The following is an 18,704-nucleotide window of genomic DNA, read 5'->3' as shown; positions in this document are numbered from 1 at the left end:
CGATGCGACCAAAATGGTAGGCAACGCAAATGGCCTTGAATCAAAGGACCGCGGCTGCCCCTCGGGTACTAAATTATTCCATCTATTGGTATCTTTCGCTCACTTTATCGTAGCTATCTTAACTGGATAGAAAAATGCACTAATCAGAAGAGGCAGCTCAGTCACGGATGCTGTCCAGAAAGAAACTCTGTGACTTCTATCGTATGCCCTCTAAACTCCGGTCTTGTGTGTTTCATTAGTTTGCGTGGGGGGCACGAACGCAGGTGGGTGGAAAGAAGGCATCAACAGAGACTGCTGACTCAGCGTCGTCATCTGCGCAAAGCTCTGGGCTCAGCGCGGATGATCAGCAGGCTCGGTTCGAAGCCACCGCGCGGGTTATGCAAGCGATCTCCGAGACCAAGGACGACATCCAGCCAGTATGCGACCTGATTGTAACGCTGGCAAAAGATCTGTGTGATGCCTTTTTTGCCGGTCTGGTACTCGGGCAAGAAGGGGATGCTTGTCAGCAACTGGTTGCCAGCGTCAATTTACACCCGGATATTCAACAGCTCTGGCTCGATGGCAAATACACGATGGAGCCAGGCAACTCCATTGTGACCGACACTATTCTCAGCGGTGAGACAAAACGTGTTGTCGATATGGGCGACACCGATTTTCACAAATCGGGAGATGAGCGCTTTAAGCTCATTGTCGACACGCATGGGTGCAGGAGCAATCTCTTTGTTCCATTGAAAGTGGGTGGCAGCGCAATTGGATGCCTGATGTTGGCACGGGATGAGGTGCGACCTTATTCCGACGATCAGGTCCAGCTGGTTGAAACTTTCGCCGCACAAGCGGTCATTGCAATCGAAAATGTTCGACAGTTTAGCGAGTTGCAGGTGCGTCTGGCGCGTGAAGGTGCCACGCGTGATGTTCTGGAGACGATCAGTCGGTCTCGGGATGATGAAGCGCCGGTATTTCAGACGATCTTGGAAAACACGGCCCGGCTTTGCGAAACAGATGTAGCAACGTTGAGCCTGCTAAATGAGGCAGGAACGCATTTGGAATATGCCGCCCATTTTGGTGATCAATTGGCGACATACAAGGTGGGCGTGGATCGCTGGTCTCTGGACTCAAATTTACAAATTGCCGAGTCCGTGCGGGAAGCGCGCGTCATTCACAACGTCGATTTGCGCAAGACAGACCACTACATCAACGGGGATCCCTGGCGTCGGCAACTGGTTGACGAGGAAGGTGTTCGTTCGTTTCTGACGGTTCCATTGATGTCAGCAAATGGTGACCCCGTAGGTGTCATTGGGATTTACCGACGCGAAGTGCGACCCTTTTCCGATGACGAGATTTCTTTGGTCGAGAGCTTTGCCGCGCAAGCCGTCATTGCCCTCGACAACACTCGTCAAATGAAAGAGCTGCACACTCAACTGGAACGCCAAGCGGCGACGCAGGAGGTTCTAAGTGTTATCAGCAAAAGCCGGGACAATGACGCACGAGTCTTTGAAGCCGTGCTTCAGCAGGCCACTGAAATCTGTGACGCAGATCAGGCGGCGCTGGTTTTGGTCAACGCTGCGGGAACCCATATTCAATTGGCCGGTGCATGGGGGCACGATAGAACCGACGTCGAATTGGGAGAAGAGTGGCCTCTTGATGGTTCGGTCACGGCGGCGGCTGCGATACGAAATTGCAAGGTCGTACGCGTCGAGGACATCGCCGACACAGAGTTCTATCGCTCGGGGGATCCTACTGCTGTTACAATGGTCGAGGTCGAAGGCATCAGGTCACGGGTTGTTGTGCCCCTGATGCAGGGGGAACAGGCGATAGGTGCTATTGCGGTTAGCCGCCGCGAAGTGCGCCCGTTCTCTGATCCCGACGTACAATTCATCGAAGAGTTCGCCAATCACGCGGTCATAGCGATAGAAAACACGCGACAGTTTCGAGAGGTTCAGGAACGACTTGAGCGCGAAAAAGCATCGCGAGAAATCCTCGAAGTTATCAGCCGTAGCCGCGACGACGAAAGACCTGTGTTCCAAAGCATTCTCGAAAACTCCAGCCGTTTGTGCAAAGCCCCGCTGGCGTTTTTATGTGTCGCTGATAACGAGCGTGGGCTCGCAACGATCCCGGCCAATATCGGCGCAAGAACCGACTTTGACGAAGCGCTCAAAAACTTTGTCGAGCCGCTGACACGCACGGAATTAATTGCGATCAAACCAATGATCGACGGCGAGGTCATTCGCCAGGACGATATCGCGGACGACCCCCTGTACTTCAGGGATCGTGACCCGAAACGGGTTCAGATGGTTGAGATTGAAGGAGCCCGCTCGGTTCTGGCAGTTCCGTTGATGAAGGATGGCACCGGTCTAGGGGTGATCGTGCTCTACCGTCGTGAAGTTGCACCTTTCTCAGACGACGATGTCGCTTTGGTTCAAACCTTCGCGGCTCAAGCCGTGATCGCAATGGAGAACGTCCGCCAGTTCCGCGAAGTCCAGGATCGCACGGCGGAAGTGACGCAGGCTTTGGAATACCAGACCTCTACATCCGAAGTGCTGCGGGTGATTTCGGCATCACCAAATGAGTTGGCCCCTGTTCTTGATGCTATTCTCAAAGAAGCGTCGCGGATCTGCGAATTGCAGGATGCCTATGTTGCGATGCTGAACCCCGACGATCAGCTTTTTCATGTTCATGCGATACTCACGCAGGACACGACCTTTGCGGAATATGTCAAAGCGCATCCTATTTCGCCTGATGAAAGCGGTGTCAGCGGGCGTGCCATTCTGTCGAAACGCACTGTCTATATCGAAGATATTGAAACCGAGACCTCTTATACTTGGATAAAAGACAGCGGCGTCGGGGAATATCGGTCCGTGCTCGGGGTCCCATTGGTTAAGAATGGCGAGGTCGTGGGTGTAATTTCGGTCGGATCAACCGAGGTTTCGGGATTTTCCACCAAACAGATTCAGTTGTTAGAAACCTTTGCCGACCAAGCGACTATCGCCATTACGAATGCCAACTTGTTCCGGGAAGTGGAGGAACGCACTGCTGAAGTCGTGCAGTCACTAGAATACCAGACTGCCACGTCAGAGGTTTTAGATGTCATCTCTCGCTCGCCCAACGATCTTCCACGAGTGCTGGATGCAATCCTGGAAGTTTCCTCACGTATCTGCGACCCAGAATATGCATTCTTCGCAATGCGGGATGCTGACGATGGGTTGTACCGTGTGGCCATGTCCCACAACGTGAGCGATGCGTTTCTTAACTATTTGTCAGACAACCCTATTGCCCCGGAGGAAGGTTCGTGCATCGGCCGCACGGCTCTTCATGGCAAGACTGTTTACATAAAAGACACGAGCAAGGATCCAACTTACACATGGAAGGTGGCGGCAGAGATTGGTGATTACCTCACCACCCTCGGCGTTCCCTTAGTCAGCGACGGCGTGACCGTTGGTGTTATTGTCATGGCCCACCGGAAGCCCGGGGCGTTTAGTGAAAAACAGGTCAACCTGTTAGAGACATTCGCATCCCAGGCTGTGATAGCCATAAACAACACCCGGTTGTTCAAAGAAGTGCAGGCACGCACCGCGGAAGTTGAAGAAGCGCTCGACTATCAAACGGCCACGTCTGAAGTACTGGGTGTGATCTCCCGCTCGCCTAATGAACTTGACCCAGTACTCAAAGCCATTTTGCAAGTGGCGGTTCGCATCTGCAAACCCGAAGCGTCTTACGTCGCACTTCTAAACGAAGAAACCGGAATTTATGACGTTGCAGCGACCCACAATTCCGCCGCAGCTCACAACGACATCATAAACCGTCAGGTGTTTGTTCCAGACAAGGGCACGACCACTGGACGCGTCGCGCTTACAGGCAAAACGGTCTACATTGAAGATTTTGAGCACGACCCGGATTATGCTTGGAAAGAAGAAGCACTGGGTGCCGGATTTCGTTCATCTTTGGGGGTTCCGCTCGTAAAGGATGGGGTCACGCTCGGCGTGATTTCACTTGCTCATTCGAAAATTGGGGCGTTCTCAGACAAGCAAATAGCCTTGGTTGAAACATTCGCCTCGCAAGCGGTCATAGCGCTTGGAAATGCGCACCTCTTCGACGAGGTGACAGCCCGAACGGCGGAAGTTGAGGAATCGTTAGAGTACCAAAAAGCCACAAACGAAGTACTCGAAGTTATTTCCCGGTCTCCTGACGCGCTAGAGCCCGTACTGGAAGCATTGCTGGCCGTTTCGTCCCGCATTTGCCGCCTACAGGATGCCTTCGTGGCGCTTAAGACACCCGAAGATGGAAAGTACCATTATTTTGCCGGACACAATGTATCGGCCAAATTCGCGGATTTTCTAAAGGTGCATCCGTTTGAACCCGGGGAAACATCAGCCACAGCACGTGCGCTTTTGCATGGAAGGGCTGACTATGTTGAAGATACGCAAGCTGACACCAATTATGATCCGCTGCTCAAGTCCAATCTCGAAGGCTATCGATCTGTTCTTTCCGTGCCACTGATCCGTGATGGTGACACAATTGGTGTTATCAGCATGGGGAGCCGAACAGCGGCCGCTTTTGACGAAAAACAAATCAAGCAAATGGAGACCTTCGCGTCTCAGGCAATAATCGCAATTCAGAACTCGCAACTCTTCAACGAAACGCAGACCGCACTCGCGCGCCAAACCGCAAGCGCGGACGTCTTAAGAGTAATCTCTGAATCCCCAACAGATACCAAGCCGGTTTTTGAAAAGATTGTCGGACTAGCGACAACCCTCATAGATTGCGACCTGTCGATTGCCATTCAGGCGAACAAGACTGAACTTTGGCAAATCGCCGCCGCGACACCCGATGGCGTCGAAGAAATCACATGGACCGAGCGCCTGCCAATTGATCCCGAAGACAATTTGCCGTCCAAGGCAATCAAGAACGGCAAGACCTTGCATTTGCCCGAATGGCGATACGATGAGCTACCCCCACGCGATCAGGAGATCATCCGCAGGAAAAGGTTCAAGTCTTCGCTGACGGTGCCTCTGATGCGCGGGACAGAATGTTTCGGTGCCTTGGTATTCATCCGAAAAACTGCCAAAGTTTTCAGCGAAGATGAGGTCGCCATTGCCGAGTCCTTCGCCGATCAGGCCATCATCGCGCTGGAAAACGTTCGCCTGTTTAATGAAACGCAATCTTCCCTGGCACGTCAGACTGCGAGTGCGGACATTCTGCGGGTGATCAGCCAATCTCCTGACGACATCAAGCCAGTCTTCGAGGCAATCGCAGAAGCCGGTGTGCGGTTGGTTTCCTCAGATATGGTTGCGGTCATGACCGCTCAAGGTAACACGTTCGAGGTGCTCGCGCGGGTGAGTGCAGACGGTGTTGCCACCCTTAAAGGAAACCAGAGTTTCCCTATCGACCCGGATCCGATGTCCAGTTTTCCCGCTCAGGTTCTTCATGAGAAGAAGATGCTCCACCTTCCGGATTGGGATACGCTCGAACTCTCGCCGTTCGAGCAGATTACGTATGATCGTCATGGCGTTCGCGCGGCCCTGTTGCTGCCACTAATAAAAGGCAAGGCGTGTCTGGGTGTGTTGGTGTTCACTCGGAAAACAGCTGGCGCCTTTACCAAAGATGAGATCGACCTCGCCTACTCGTTTGCAGACCAGGCAGTAATTGCCATCGAGAATGTTCGTCTATTCCGCGAGGCCGAAGAGGCGCGAAAAGTTGCTGAGGAAGCAAACGAAGCAAAAAGCGCCTTCCTGGCGACGATGTCCCACGAAATTCGAACGCCAATGAATGCCGTTATCGGGATGAGCGGGCTGTTGATGGACACAGAGTTGGATGCAGAACAAAGCGACTACGCCAATACGATCCGCGATAGCGGCGATGCGCTTTTGGGTATCATCAACGAGATCCTTGACTTCTCGAAAATTGAGGCCGGACAAATGGATATCGAGAACCATCCGTTCGACCTGCGCGAATGTGTAGAAAGCGCGCTCGATTTAATCAGCGGCAAGGCTGCCGAGAAACAACTCGATCTGGCCTATGAGTTCGATGACGCGCTACCGCTGGCGATTAGCGCCGATCTAACGAGATTAAGGCAGGTTCTGCTAAACCTTCTTTCCAACGCAGTGAAGTTTACCGAAAGCGGCGAAGTAGTTCTGTCTGTTGAGCAATCTGCCAAGGTACAGGGAATGCTCGAACTGACATTTAAAGTCCGAGACACCGGAATCGGCCTGTCCAAAAAAGGCATGAGTCGACTATTTCAGTCTTTCAGCCAGGCAGATAGTTCAACGACCAGGAAATATGGCGGCACTGGTCTGGGTCTTGCGATCTCAAAACGTCTTGCGGAACTCATGGGCGGGACCATGTGGGCTGAAAGCGATGGCGAGGGGAGCGGTTCCACCTTCATTTTCAAGATTCAGGCAAAAACTGCGAAACCCGTTAAGTCGTCTTCTCGCAGTCTTGTCGGCGTTCAGCCTGAACTCGAAGGCAAGCGAATTTTGATGGTGGACGACAATGCCACCAATCGAAAAATCCTGTCTCTTCAAACCGAGAAATGGGGCACGCAGACCACGACCTGTGAATCTCCGCCAGAGGCGCTGAGCATATTAGAAGAAGGCGTCGAATTCGATTTAGCCATTCTTGACATGCATATGCCCGAAATGGATGGAGAAGAGCTTGCCAAAAAGGTTCGCGCCAGGAAGCCGGGTTTGCCACTCATCCTTTTCAGTTCACTTGGTCCGCGAGATATAGAACTGGAAGATGGACTCTTCGCCGCCAACCTCGCCAAACCTTTGCGCCAATCCCATTTGTTCGACACCCTGGTCACACTGTTCGCGACTGAAAAGGTGCGCGTAAAGCCGTCCAAACCACAGGACAAACCTCAAACAGATCCGGATATGGCGACGCGACATCCGCTGCGCATTTTGCTGGCTGAGGATAATTTGGTGAACCAGAAACTTGCACTCCGACTGCTCGAGCAGATGGGTTACCGCGCGGATTTGGCCAGCAATGGTGCTGAGGCGGTCGAAAGCGTAAACCGGCAAACATACGATGTCGTTTTCATGGATGTGCAAATGCCCGAGATGGATGGTCTTGAAGCGTCTCGCCGCATCAACAAAGCGCATTCGGATGGAAGTCGTCCTCACATTATCGCGATGACCGCGAACGCAATGCAGGGGGACCGTGAGATGTGCCTGGATGCAGGGATGGACGACTATATCACCAAACCGATCCGCGTACCTGTCCTTGTCGAAGCCCTGTTAAATTCCCCAAGAATAAGAAGGTGATCCATGACAGACAGCCCAATTGATCATGAAATCTTCATGGAGCTAAGAGACGCCACAGGCGAAGACTTTGCAGCGGAGCTTGTGAACACCTTTCTCGATGAAGCGCCCAGTATGATAGTCGAATTGAAAGCGGCTGCGGCTGCGGCCGATGCCGACCGTTACCGGCGTGCTGCGCATTCTATCAAGTCAAACGCCAACACATTTGGTGCGACGGCTCTTGCCGAACTGGCCAGGAAAGTCGAACTCGGAGAATTGCCCGAGGCTGGAGTCCTAAAAGATGCGACGGCGCTGGAGATAGCCCTCACCACTGCGGCCGCGGCTTTACGGAGGCTGATTGATGACTGACGCCCCCGGCCACTTGCTCATTGTCGACGACAACAAGGTGAACCGCTTGCTTTTGTCGCGCAGCGTAGAGCTATTGGGTCACCAAGCATCTGTTGCGGAAAACGGCCGGGTTGCGATGGAGATGTTGTCTAATCAGCCGTTTGACTTGCTTTTACTGGATATCGAAATGCCGGAAATGGACGGTTTCCAGGTCCTGGAGGCCGTCAAATCCGACACCGACCTGCGCGATCTGCCGGTAATTGTGACGTCATCTGTTGAGGGTCTGGACAATGTCGTGCGGTGCATTGAATTGGGCGCTGAAGACTACCTGCCAAAACCAGTCAATAAGACACTTCTCAGTGCGCGCGTCTCCAGCGGCCTTGAAAAGAAAAGGCTCAGGGACGAACAAAAAAGACTGCTAGAGCGCTTTGCAACAACGGAGGTTGCACAAGACCTGCAAGAATCCGGTTTTGCGATAGGAGGCAAACGTGCCAACGCTTCGGTCCTTTTCTGTGACATTCGCGGCTTCACGACCCTATCGGAAGATCTCGCTCCCGAGGAAACAATCGACCTGCTCAACACTTTCTACACGCTGATGTTCGAGGCTGTTACCAGCAATGGCGGGATTGTCAGCCTGATGTTGGGAGACGGTTTGATGGCTCTTTTCGGAGTTCCGCAGCCGCTGTCCAACTCCGCGCAAAGTGCAGTGGCGGCAGGGCATGAAATGCACAACATGATTGAGATATTAAATCTCGAACGGCGCTCAGAAGGGAAAAGTGACCTCAAGATCGGTATCGGAATAGCGACTGGAGAAGTCGTCGCTGGTTACGCCGGTACAGACAACAGGGCGACGTATACTTGTATCGGATCGACCGTAAACCTTGCTGCTCGCCTGGAAGCAGAAACGCAGAAAACTGGAAGTCGAATTCTGGTTGATCAAGAAACCTGCGATCTGTTGGAAACGGTTAATGTACTGGAGACATTTGTCGGCACTAGGATCAAAGGTTTCTCCGATCCGTTCGACATCCATGCGCTATGACCATTCGTGCAACGCTTTGGGCAAATCGTGCAAAGTTATGCGCAAATACTGCGCAGAATAATGGGCGAGCGTCCAAGGTTTTCATTAGTCAAATCAATGTAGGAAATGCAGCTTTATAAATACCTACAGACTTGTAGGTTTGCGCAAAATACTTAAGGCACCCCAATTAGACTATGTAGTTTGCCCAAAGTTTACCGCAGAGTGATGCATCACTCTTAACTCCTTGGTGAAAGGCAAGACCAAATAGAGTGAGCGCGCCGGTTTAGGCGCACTCTTTTCGCGGGTAAGGCAATATCTACTATGGACGCGGGGATCTATCACAAGTCTGCGAATGGACACCTTCCCTCCGATTGCGGTGACTAAGAGACGCTTTTGAGTTTATCATCAGGGTCTCTTTGAGTTGGCGAATTCCATGTTTCAGCAGATACCATGTCCAAAAAACGAGCTTCTTGAGCCGGCCTGATGGTTTTTGGCCTTACTTCCGGCGCAGAGTTGGTCCTTCGCATTTGCTGCTAATCAGGTAACGTTAGGTTGGGAGTACGATATGGAATTACCAGCACTGACGTACGAAATGATAGCCGTACTGAGTCTACTGGCTTTTACTGTCTTACTTTTTGTTACCGAGATTATACGGATCGACGTCGCAGCAATTCTTGTGATGGTGCTGCTTGGCGCGCTGAGCTATCTACCGGGGCTAGGTAATCTTGCCGATGTTTCCAGGCTCTTTGAAGGCTTTTCCTCGAACGCTGTGATGTCAATCATCGCAGTTATGATAATAGGGGCTGGGCTTGATAAGACCGGACTTATGTCAAAGGTTGCGGCCTTGATCCTTAAGAATGGTGGCACGACAGAGGCCCGGATAATCCCAATCATATCAACAACGGTTGGCGTCATCAGTTCCTTCATGCAGAACGTCGGAGCTGCCGCGCTTTTTCTGCCTGTTGTAAGCCGCATCTCAGCACGTACGGAAATCCCGATGAGTAGGTTGCTGATGCCCATGGGGTTTTGCGCGATCCTGGGTGGTACGATTACTTTGGTCGGGTCGTCGCCCCTCATCCTGCTGAATGACCTGATTGTTTCGGCAAACTCATCCCTTCCAGCTGACCAGCAAATGGAGACGTTTGGGTTGTTTTCAGTCACGCCTATCGGTGTGATGCTGGTGCTGACAGGGGTGCTTTACTTTGTGCTCTTTGGTCGTTGGGTCCTCCCAGCGCAGCGGGAGCGTGGAGAAGATGCAAGCTCGGCTCGGTCCATGCAGGCCTATGTCGAAAACACCTATGGGCTTAGGGCCGATATGTTTGAGATACGTGTCCCTGAAGGCTCAATCATTATCGGCCAAACGCTTGCGGATCTTATGGTCGCCCATAACATGTACATTCTTGGCACATCTTATCGCGGCCACAAGGTCATCGCGCCGATGGCTGATACCAAGATCGAAGCCCCGGCGCGGCTTGCAGTGCTTGGCCTGCGTCGGGTGGTTGAGCACCAGTTTGCTGAACCTTACGGCTTGGAGATCCTGCCCCAACTAGATGTCTTTGCAGACGATTTCGCCGCGACCCAATCGGGGGTGGCCGAGGTTGTTATTCCTCCCGGTTCTTCAGTGATCGGCCAGACTCCGATCGATTTACGTCTCCGCCAAACACATGGTTTGTCTTTGTTGGCGATTCAGCGTGGCGAAGAAACACTAAGCCACGTTGAGACCGAAGATCATTCAGCTACGCATATCGGGCAAGTTCCTTTGCAAGCCGGCGACACGTGTGTGGTGCACGTGCAGTGGGACCGTCTGACACGAGTGAAGTCAGACAGGGATTTCGTCGTTGTCACCTCGGACTTTCCCCAGGAAGAGTTGCGGCCACACAAGGTCGGATGGGCGCTTGCCTTCTTCCTAATAGCGTTGAGCTTAATTCTGTTTTCTGACCTGCGCTTGTCGTTGTGTCTGTTGGTTGGCGCCGTTGGCATGGTTTTGAGCCGGGTGTTATCGATTGATGAGGCCTACGAGTCGATAAGTTGGAGCACAGTTTTTCTACTCGCTTCACTGATCCCGTTGGGGCAGGCGGTTCAGAACACCGGCACTGCGGATTGGATTGCAGCGCATGTGTTGGCCCTTTTGAAGGGGTGGCCGATCTGGTCGTTGCAAGCAGGAATCGCCGTTTTGGCAACGGCGTTCACGCTGGTCATGTCGAACGTAGGTGCAACTGTTCTGCTGGTGCCGCTAGCAGTTTCTATTGCTGTATCGGCGGGTGGAAACCCGGCTGTATTTGCTCTCACTGTGGCAATTTCAACGTCCAACTCATTTTTGATCCCAACACACCAGGTGAACGCGTTGATCATGGGCCCGGCAGGTTACAGGGTGGTCGATTTCGTTCGCTCGGGCGGAATCATGACTCTGCTTTTCTTAGTTGTTTCAATGACTGGACTTGCGATTTTCTTCTGAGCCACCTCTCGGCGATCCGTACAGATGAACTCATAATATAGGGTTTTTGAGACCAAATTTTTTTGTCGGAACGTTAGATTCAAGACGTCTGCAAAAAAGAACCTCCGCCGCGAGGGACCGAAGCAATGCGTCGAAGTCAACCAAACCTGAAGTCGGTATACGCTGGAACTGGACCGTTTTAGTTTTATCCATCACTGTTGTCGGACCAAGACCGTCGGCAATTTTGGAGAGTTCACGATGAAGTTCCTTCGTACACCGGACCACCAGTTTGACGGGTTGCCAGATTTCGAATTTGGCCCGAACTATCTTGATGTGGATGATACCGAGGGCGGTCTTCTCCGTCTGCACTATTTGGACGAGGGACCGGCGCAGGCACCGCCAGTGTTGTTGATGCACGGAGAGCCAACCTGGTGCTTCCTGTATCGGCACATGATTCCGTTATTCAAAGATGCGGGCCATCGAGTTCTGGCTCCTGATTTGATTGGGTTTGGCCGGTCGGACAAGCCCACTGAGCGATCCGACTACACCTACCAAAGCCATGTAGACTGGATGTCCGAGTGGTTGCGGAAAGTTGACCTGACGGGCATCACATTGGTTTGCCAAGACTGGGGCGGACTCATTGGCTTACGGCTGGTTGCGAGTATGCCCGAGCGGTTCTCTCGTGTGGTTGTGGCGAACACGGCCCTACCTACCGGTGACGTGCCCTTGGGTGAGGCATTTCTTTCATGGCGGGAATACTCGCAATCCGTGCCGGAATTTAATTCGGGACGCATCGTATTCGGTGGCACAACATCCAAGATTTCAGATGAAGAGGTCGCAGCCTATAACGCACCGTTCCCGGATGCGCGCTATCTGGCAGGCGCTCGTGAGTTTCCAGTGTTGGTGCCCGACACGCCTGACAATCCAGCTTCAGAAGCCAACCGAGCCGCATGGGAAACCCTCAAAACCCTGAACACTCCGTTTCTGACTGTTTTTGGAGAAGATGACAGGGTCATGGCGGGGGTAGACAAACTGTTCCAAAAGTCGATCCCCGGCGCAGCTGGTCAAAATCATACTGTTTTGCCTAAAGCGGGGCATTTCATTCAAGAAGATGCTGGGGCAGAGCTAGCACAGGCGACTTTGAAATTCATTGAGCAAACATAGCGGCTATCAGTATAGTGTCTTCCCCTATGGCCTCAACTCACACCAAATTTGCGACGCAAATGCTCGGCCAAGGCCGTTATGCGACGTGGTTGGGCTCGGCTCGGCGGAAACATCATTTGCAAAGGTTTCGGCGGTGGGAGGAAGTCGCGCAAGACAGAAACAAGTCTGCCAGATCGAACATCGTCGCCGACATCCAGCTCTGACTTCAAGACGACCCCATGGCCTGCGATCGCCCAATCGCGGATCAGTGAACCATCATTGACTATTCGATTTCCCTTTACCGATACGCGCTGGGCATTTGGTCCTGACCCAAACTCCCAAACGTTGTCTATCATGTCGCCAAACCTCATAACCAAGCAGTTGTGGTTTAGTAGATCTTCTGGTTTTTCAGGCGTTCCGAATGAGGCCAGATAACTTGGGGATGCACATACGAAACGTTGGTAGCTTCCTAGATTTCGTAACCTGAGCGAGCTGTCTGTGATGTTGCCGAAGCGAACTGCGAGGTCGAAACCCTGGCCGACGAGGTCAACATAGCCGTCCGAGAGGGATAGTTCGATTGAGACGGCAGGGTTCTCTTCGGTGAATTCGGCGACAACCTCGGAAACAATGCTCCGTCCCAAGTCAATCGGCGCGCTTATGCGAATTGGACCAGACAGAGTTTCAGCGCCGTGCCGAACAAGCGTATCTAGGTCCGCAACCTCACTGAGTAAGCTTCTTGCTCCGTCAGCGAGTGTCCGGCCTTCTTCGGTCAGGCTAATGGAACGGGTGGTGCGGTTGAACAAAACCACACCGTAATGTGCCTCCAGAGCCGCGAGCCGCTCGGACACTGTCGTGCTCGACACACCTGTCTCGCGCGCCGCCGCCACAAGACTGCCTTTCTCGGCTATGGTCAGAAACAAGCGAAGATTGCCTAAAAGCATTAAACGGAATTTCCGGATTATATGTTCGATTATGCCCTGTTTATCCCGAAAGTACTGCGGCGTAAATCTTGCGCATCGCTCGAGAACAAAAGGGACCTATTCCAATGGCCAAGCTGACAATCCTCGCCAACATCAAAGCCAACCCCGACAAGATCGACCTCGTAAAAGGTGAGCTGATCAAGCTCATCGACATAACCCGTGCCGAAGAGGGTTGTATTAACTACGACCTGCACCGGGACAACGACAACCCGGCTCATTTCGTGTTCTACGAAAATTGGGAAAGCCGAGAGCTTTGGCAAACCCACATGGGTGCTCAGCACCTTGCGGCTTACCTGGAAGCTACAGAGGGCGCTGTTGCAGAATTCACGTTGAATGAAATGACAGTCATCGGTTGATACAGAACCGGACAAAGGAGCACGTTATGAAAGCCGTGGGATACCGTGAGACAGGGCCGATTGATCGAACGGACGCCTTGATCGACTTCGAGGCCGACAAACCGACGCCGAAGGGGCGCGACTTGTTGGTGAAGGTGCAGGCCGTGTCAGTGAACCCGGTTGATACGAAAATTCGGCAAAAACGTGCTCCTGCGGGTCCAGTACCTGATATTCTGGGGTGGGACGCAGTAGGCGTCGTCGAAGCCGTTGGTGAAGCGGTGGAGACTTTCAGTCCGGGCGATACAGTTTGGTATGCCGGGGCGATCAACCGACCGGGAACCAATGCCGAGTTTCATCTGGTGGATGAACGTATTGTCGGAGCCGCGCCAAAATCCATACCGGCGAAAGCGGCTGCGGCGATGCCGCTAACGACGCTTACTGCTTTTGAGATGCTGTTCGACCGCTTGCGCGTCCAAGATGCCGTTTCCGGCGGAACCAATACGTTGCTGGTTATTGGTGGCGCAGGCGGTGTCGGGTCAATCACCATTCAATTGGCGCGGGCTCTCACTGACTTGACGGTGATTGCCACTGCGTCCCGACCCGAGACACAAGACTGGGTTCGAGAGCTTGGCGCACACCATGTCATCAACCATGCGGAACCTTTTGGCTCACAACTCGAGGCTCTCGGTATCGACAGCGTGGATTTCATCTATTCGACAAACCATTCCCAGCTTTATGCCTCTCAAGCCGGAGAGGTGATGACCCCACAAGGTCGCTTTGGGTTGATCGACGATCCTGAGACCTTCGACATCGCGCCGTTCAAACCCAAATCGATCTCATTGCATTGGGAGTTCATGTACACTCGGTCGCTTTTCGGGACTGGAGATATGAGTCGTCAAAGCGAAATCCTGAATCAGGTCGCCGGGTTGATAGATGATGGAAAGATCAGATCCACAGCGACTGATACACTCGGTAGGATCAATGCTACAAACTTAATGAAAGCCCATGCTATCCTCGAAAGCGGCAAGGCCAAAGGGAAGCTTGTGCTTGAGGGTTTTTAGATGAGAATTGAGCGGCTGGATCATGTGAATATCGTGACGAACAGGTTGCCTGAGATGGTTACTTGGTATGAAGAGGTCCTGGGTTTGAAACTCGGGGCCCGCCCTGATTTTCCGTTTGCCGGAGCTTGGTTGTATGCGGGTGATCACGCGGTGGTTCACCTTGTGGGGCACGAAGGAACGCCAAGTGTCGGCTCCGAAGTGAAGCTCAAGCTCGAGCATTTTGCACTCTCAGCCAAGGGGTTGAGCGCGTTCGAAGAAAAATTGAATTCGAGTCAGATCAAGTACCGCAAAACTGACGTCCCCGGCGCCCGAATGGTCCAAATCCACGTGGCCGATCCTGATGGAAATCATATTCATATTGATTTCGAAGAAACCGAGTAAGTGCAAACCCTCGGAATAGTCGGGCCGCAAAATCAAGCTCGTAACTCTTTGCCGATCAATGATCGAGATCCTTGCCGGGTTGCTTCCAAGAATTACTCGGACCAACATTTTTTGGCGGTACAAACGTCAATTTGGAGATCAGCATGCCGGACCTCGAAACAAACAAGAAAAACGTCATAGCTTTCTACGAAATGATGTTCAACGCGTGTCGACCCGCCGAGGCCATCGCAACCTTTGTTGGGGAAGCCTATACTCAGCACAACCCGCATGTTGGCGACGGTAAGCAAGCCTTTGTCGAGTACTTCGAGCGCATGGCCGCCGAATACCCGGGAAAGCGTGTGGATATCAAACGTGCCTTTGCTGAAGACGATCACGTTATTCTGCATTGCCATCAAATCTGGCCCGATGGTCTCGAGTACGCAGGGATCGATATTTTTCGCCTAGATGCTGATGGCAAGGTTGTCGAACACTGGGACGTTCTTCAGGAAGTTCCAGCAAACGGCGAGAATGACAATGGCATGTTTTGACTTCGCCGTTCTAACTGCAGAGCATGGAACTTCGAAAGCTGCTGTCTGCTAAACCACGATAGTCAAAGGGTATAAGTCTGATCCAGGAGACCCGCCGAGGCGTATCTATCAAGAAGCGTTTAATTAGGAGATAAATATGTTCTCGAAGAGTATTCTTACGGCCACCGTTGGACTATTTGCAGCCACGTCCCTTCAAGCTGGTGTACAAATTCGCTTTATAGAAGGCGCACCCAAGGACCGTTTTGTTCTGACAAATGTCGGAGCTTGCGAAGTAGAAGCCTCGACCCTCAAAATTGACTTGTCGCAATCTGCCGGACGTCTGATTTTCGACGTTACCGAAAAGGGTGCTGGCGTGGAGGTATTCCAACCTCTCGAATTCGTTGAGGGTGCGAATGCTCTGCGGCAAATCCCAGCGGTCGTGGACGGGCAAGATACAATTGAACTTGAGATCGCCTCCCTCGCAGCCGGGGACACACTCGCCTTTACCATCGATGTCGATGATACTATCGGGCAACGCGAAATCACCGTAACGGGGTCGGAGATCGAAGGCGCCACGGTGTCATTTACCGATGCGGATGAGACCAGTACGGCGACCTTCTCTTCCGAAGCACTTGTGAACGTGGCGACCAAGGACTGCTGAAAGCTCTCCCACAATGTCGAACTGGTTGATCCGCATAGCATTTCTTGCGCTCATGGTGGGAGGCGGCATCCTGATCGGGACACTGACTGCACCCGGCGATTGGTATGCGCAGCTTTCTAAACCGGCCTTCAATCCACCTAATTGGATTTTCGGGCCGGTTTGGACGGTGCTTTATGTCTTGATCGCAATGGCGGGTTGGCGTCAGTTTGAAACAGACCGAAGCTCGACCGCGATGAAGCTGTGGTGGGCGCAGATGGTTCTGAACTTTTTGTGGTCCCCAGCCTTTTTCGTACTGCAACTGCCGTGGTTTGCCCTTGTTGTCATTGTTGCGTTGTTGGCTGTGATCGTCATGTTCATTGCTCGGGTCAGGAATTCGGATCGGGTTTCCGCACTCGCCTTCCTGCCGTATTTTGCATGGGTCGCATTTGCCACGGCGCTTAACCTTTCCATTGCGATATTGAACTGAGAAGGAACAATATGCGTGCCAACTTCGTTGGGCTTGTTTCAGGTCTTGCTATCATCGGATGCACAATGGCTCAGGCTGATGGAAAACTGACTGAAGACTTCTCCAAGTCTCCGGAGACGCGTTGGGACTACGTAGCCGACACCGTCATGGGAGGTGTTTCCTCAGGACAGGTGCAATTTCGTTCGGAAGGTGATGTAGCATTCGCGCGGCTGACCGGAACCGTCAGTACAGAAAACAACGGCGGTTTCATCCAATTCCGACGCAAGTTGTCTGATCGACCAGATGAGGGTGTATCAGGCGTCAGGCTATTGGTACGGGGGAACGGTGAGCCATACTTCGTTCACCTCAGAACGCGTGGCACGGTGCTTCCGTGGCAATACTATCAGGCCGAGTTCGCAACTTCTGAAGACTGGACCGAAGTTTATTTGCCTCTATCAGGTTTCAAGGCTTCAGGCGCCATATTGCGCGCTATTCCCGTTGCTGATGAAATCACTTCAATTGGAGTTGTAGCCTTCGGGCGCGATCACAAGGCCCGCGTAGATGTCAGTGAGATTGGTTTCTATTGAAGATCTCCAAAGAGAGGGCTGTGATATTCAGATAGGTCTGCTTGACACCGGTTGAGATCGAGTTGTGCCAATGCCTGAACGTAGATGTGCTGTTTCTTCATTTTAGATGCTGAACCTGTCTTTTCTGAGCAAACATTTCCAGCGTGCTGCATTCCGAACAGACAACTCCACAGGCAGTCTTCAGTTAAAAAAACTTAATCAAAGCAAAATACATTCAGCAAAAGACAACTCCCACATGAAGCTCATCTAAAGGAGTGAGTATCATGAAGAGGATTGCAGCTTTGGGCCTTGTTGCCCTGACCCTATCATTTGTTGGCACTGGTGCATTTGCGGACTGCTATTTTGGAAACGATGTGGTAACCGGAATGGAGACGATCATCTGCGAGACAGACGGTGGCTTTTCCAGTTGGGGCACATTGATCGCCGAAGCTTGAGCGTTTCGGGGCATAACACCAAACTTTCTGTGAGTTAGTCTAAATCAGATCGAACTCTGCAATTGGTAACACCAAAGCTAAGGAAAACTCAGCGCCAAGAGTGGTGACGTGAAAAACTCGTCTATAGTTTTTGCGCGATACGGGTCTCGCTGCGATGCAAGAAACTGCTCCAGTTCTTCACCTTGGTTTGCATCGCTGTAAATCTCCAGTTCGAGTAACCTGGCACCGATTCTTGGCGTCTGCGTCTCTCTGACCTGGCAATGTGGTGACCTCTGTTGTGGGGAGCTCGATCGTGCTTTGCATTGACCCGTCACGACACCGCCCCACCTTTCTAACTCAGTTAGGAGCATCCTGAGTGTTTGTGAGGACCATTGCCTTATTGATTTTTGCTGTGTCGACCCCGGCCACGGCATTGCAGCTTCGCGAAACAGGGCGCTATGAGCTCAATCAACCCGCAAGTCTGGACTACGATCCGACGTTTTGTGGGTTGTGGATTGCGAATGAGGGGCCCGAGGCCATTCTCGTTACATTGCAAGGGGATGAGTTGCGCCGCATATCCAGCGATCTCTTCCGTATCAAAGCAATTGCTATCGAAGGGGATCACTTGTTGTTGGGCGATGGTCTCGGCAGTCTTCAACGTGTCACCAAAGATGGAGAGCCACTCGGAGCGCCTTTCAAACTGGACGGCGGATTCGCAGACACCGAGGGGATCGCGATCAATGCGCAGGGGCAGATCGTGACCGTAGAGGATGACCCCGAACGGTTGTCCTGGTTCACTTCAGAGGGTGCTTTGACGGCAAGGTTGGATACCATGAAGCTCTCTCCCCCGTTAAGTGAGGCACAGGGCATCGCGATTGACCCACGCACCGGTCACATGTTGATTGTTGATGACTGGGAAGGGTCAAACAGCTTGTATGAGTTCACGGCAGATGGTCAACTGCTCGCCCAGCAAAGCCTGTTGGAATTCGGAACTGACCCTGAAGGCATCGCCATTAGGCCGGGATCTAACCAACTGTTTGTAGCATTCGACGGCGGCGCGACGATTGTGACATTTGACTACACGCCCACCTTGCCTGAAGGATCACCGCCGCTTCCCCCGGGCGGAGATTGCATGATGTTCTAAGAATTTGGCTTCG

Annotated in this window: 15 protein-coding genes; 14 read left to right on the top strand and 1 reads right to left on the bottom strand. The window is 52.5% G+C overall.

The window, feature by feature from the left end; all coding sequences use genetic code 11:
* Positions 1-377 precede the first annotated feature (377 nt).
* From ACR0J4_RS16010 to ACR0J4_RS15990, 5 genes are all read left to right on the top strand, one after another.
* On the top strand, positions 378-7,259 hold the full coding sequence (locus ACR0J4_RS16010; RefSeq protein ID WP_170643574.1) for a GAF domain-containing protein: 6,882 nt from the start codon (positions 378-380) through the stop codon (positions 7,257-7,259).
* Between the two features lie 3 nt (positions 7,260-7,262).
* Positions 7,263-7,604, top strand: a complete 342-nt coding sequence (locus ACR0J4_RS16005; protein ID WP_170643575.1) for an Hpt domain-containing protein — start codon at positions 7,263-7,265, stop codon at positions 7,602-7,604.
* A complete protein-coding gene (locus ACR0J4_RS16000) occupies positions 7,597-8,622 on the top strand; it encodes a response regulator (protein ID WP_170643576.1) in 1,026 nt (341 codons plus the stop codon). Before ACR0J4_RS16005 ends, ACR0J4_RS16000 begins: the two co-directional genes overlap by 8 nt.
* A 544-nt stretch (positions 8,623-9,166) precedes the next feature.
* Positions 9,167-11,056 carry an SLC13 family permease gene (locus ACR0J4_RS15995; RefSeq protein WP_170643577.1) on the top strand — a complete coding sequence of 630 codons (1,890 nt, stop codon included), beginning with the start codon at positions 9,167-9,169 and terminating at the stop codon, positions 11,054-11,056.
* 237 nt (positions 11,057-11,293) lie between these two features.
* Entirely contained in the window at positions 11,294-12,199 is a 906-nt protein-coding gene (locus tag ACR0J4_RS15990; RefSeq protein WP_170643578.1) for a haloalkane dehalogenase, read from the top strand.
* Between the two features lie 32 nt (positions 12,200-12,231).
* Here the strand turns inward: ACR0J4_RS15990 and ACR0J4_RS15985 are convergent, their stop codons facing one another.
* Entirely contained in the window at positions 12,232-13,119 is an 888-nt protein-coding gene (locus tag ACR0J4_RS15985) for a LysR family transcriptional regulator (RefSeq protein WP_170643579.1), read from the bottom strand.
* A gap of 104 nt (positions 13,120-13,223) precedes the next feature.
* On the opposite strand from ACR0J4_RS15985, the gene ACR0J4_RS15980 reads away from it, so the two are divergent.
* From ACR0J4_RS15980 to ACR0J4_RS15940, 9 genes are all read left to right on the top strand, one after another.
* The gene (locus ACR0J4_RS15980) at positions 13,224-13,514 is read left to right on the top strand and encodes a putative quinol monooxygenase (RefSeq protein ID WP_170643580.1); all 291 of its coding nucleotides are present in this window, start codon (positions 13,224-13,226) and stop codon (positions 13,512-13,514) included.
* 26 nt (positions 13,515-13,540) lie between these two features.
* Entirely contained in the window at positions 13,541-14,554 is a 1,014-nt protein-coding gene (locus ACR0J4_RS15975) for a zinc-binding alcohol dehydrogenase family protein (protein ID WP_170643581.1), read from the top strand.
* Positions 14,555-14,935 (top strand): VOC family protein, encoded by a 381-nt coding sequence (locus ACR0J4_RS15970; RefSeq protein ID WP_170643582.1) that lies wholly within the window; start codon positions 14,555-14,557, stop codon positions 14,933-14,935.
* 143 nt (positions 14,936-15,078) lie between these two features.
* A complete protein-coding gene (locus ACR0J4_RS15965; RefSeq protein ID WP_170747393.1) occupies positions 15,079-15,462 on the top strand; it encodes a nuclear transport factor 2 family protein in 384 nt (127 codons plus the stop codon).
* A 136-nt stretch (positions 15,463-15,598) separates the two neighbouring features.
* The gene (locus ACR0J4_RS15960; protein ID WP_170643584.1) at positions 15,599-16,102 is read left to right on the top strand and encodes an aggregation factor core; all 504 of its coding nucleotides are present in this window, start codon (positions 15,599-15,601) and stop codon (positions 16,100-16,102) included.
* A 13-nt stretch (positions 16,103-16,115) separates the two neighbouring features.
* Positions 16,116-16,568: a TspO/MBR family protein gene (locus ACR0J4_RS15955; protein ID WP_170550132.1), complete on the top strand. Its 453-nt coding sequence runs from the start codon at positions 16,116-16,118 to the stop codon at positions 16,566-16,568.
* 11 nt (positions 16,569-16,579) lie between these two features.
* Entirely contained in the window at positions 16,580-17,134 is a 555-nt protein-coding gene (locus ACR0J4_RS15950; protein ID WP_170643585.1) for a CIA30 family protein, read from the top strand.
* A gap of 263 nt (positions 17,135-17,397) precedes the next feature.
* Entirely contained in the window at positions 17,398-17,568 is a 171-nt protein-coding gene (locus ACR0J4_RS15945; RefSeq protein ID WP_170550126.1) for a hypothetical protein, read from the top strand.
* Positions 17,569-17,923: 355 nt separating this feature from the next.
* Complete coding sequence (locus ACR0J4_RS15940; protein ID WP_480668735.1) at positions 17,924-18,691, top strand: hypothetical protein; 768 nt, start codon at positions 17,924-17,926, stop codon at positions 18,689-18,691.
* Positions 18,692-18,704 lie beyond the last annotated feature (13 nt).

Source organism: Ruegeria sp. B10 (assembly GCF_056539825.1).
Note: the sequence above shows the minus strand (reverse complement) of the source record. Positions and strands in the feature narration are given on the sequence as shown.

Excerpts from the sequence above, each read along its gene's own strand:
- ACR0J4_RS16000 (WP_170643576.1), top strand. The coding sequence starts at position 7,597 with ATGACTGACGCCCCCGGCCACTTGCTCATTGTCGACGACAACAAGGTG.
- ACR0J4_RS15960 (WP_170643584.1), top strand. The coding sequence starts at position 15,599 with ATGTTCTCGAAGAGTATTCTTACGGCCACCGTTGGACTATTTGCAGCC.
- ACR0J4_RS15980 (WP_170643580.1), top strand. The coding sequence starts at position 13,224 with ATGGCCAAGCTGACAATCCTCGCCAACATCAAAGCCAACCCCGACAAG.
- ACR0J4_RS16005 (WP_170643575.1), top strand. The coding sequence starts at position 7,263 with ATGACAGACAGCCCAATTGATCATGAAATCTTCATGGAGCTAAGAGAC.
- ACR0J4_RS15985 (WP_170643579.1), bottom strand. The coding sequence starts at position 13,119 with ATGCTTTTAGGCAATCTTCGCTTGTTTCTGACCATAGCCGAGAAAGGC.
- ACR0J4_RS15990 (WP_170643578.1), top strand. The coding sequence starts at position 11,294 with ATGAAGTTCCTTCGTACACCGGACCACCAGTTTGACGGGTTGCCAGAT.
- ACR0J4_RS15995 (WP_170643577.1), top strand. The coding sequence starts at position 9,167 with ATGGAATTACCAGCACTGACGTACGAAATGATAGCCGTACTGAGTCTA.
- ACR0J4_RS15955 (WP_170550132.1), top strand. The coding sequence starts at position 16,116 with ATGTCGAACTGGTTGATCCGCATAGCATTTCTTGCGCTCATGGTGGGA.
- ACR0J4_RS15950 (WP_170643585.1), top strand. The coding sequence starts at position 16,580 with ATGCGTGCCAACTTCGTTGGGCTTGTTTCAGGTCTTGCTATCATCGGA.
- ACR0J4_RS15970 (WP_170643582.1), top strand. The coding sequence starts at position 14,555 with ATGAGAATTGAGCGGCTGGATCATGTGAATATCGTGACGAACAGGTTG.
- ACR0J4_RS15965 (WP_170747393.1), top strand. The coding sequence starts at position 15,079 with ATGCCGGACCTCGAAACAAACAAGAAAAACGTCATAGCTTTCTACGAA.
- ACR0J4_RS15975 (WP_170643581.1), top strand. The coding sequence starts at position 13,541 with ATGAAAGCCGTGGGATACCGTGAGACAGGGCCGATTGATCGAACGGAC.
- ACR0J4_RS16010 (WP_170643574.1), top strand. The coding sequence starts at position 378 with ATGCAAGCGATCTCCGAGACCAAGGACGACATCCAGCCAGTATGCGAC.
- ACR0J4_RS15945 (WP_170550126.1), top strand. The coding sequence starts at position 17,398 with ATGAAGAGGATTGCAGCTTTGGGCCTTGTTGCCCTGACCCTATCATTT.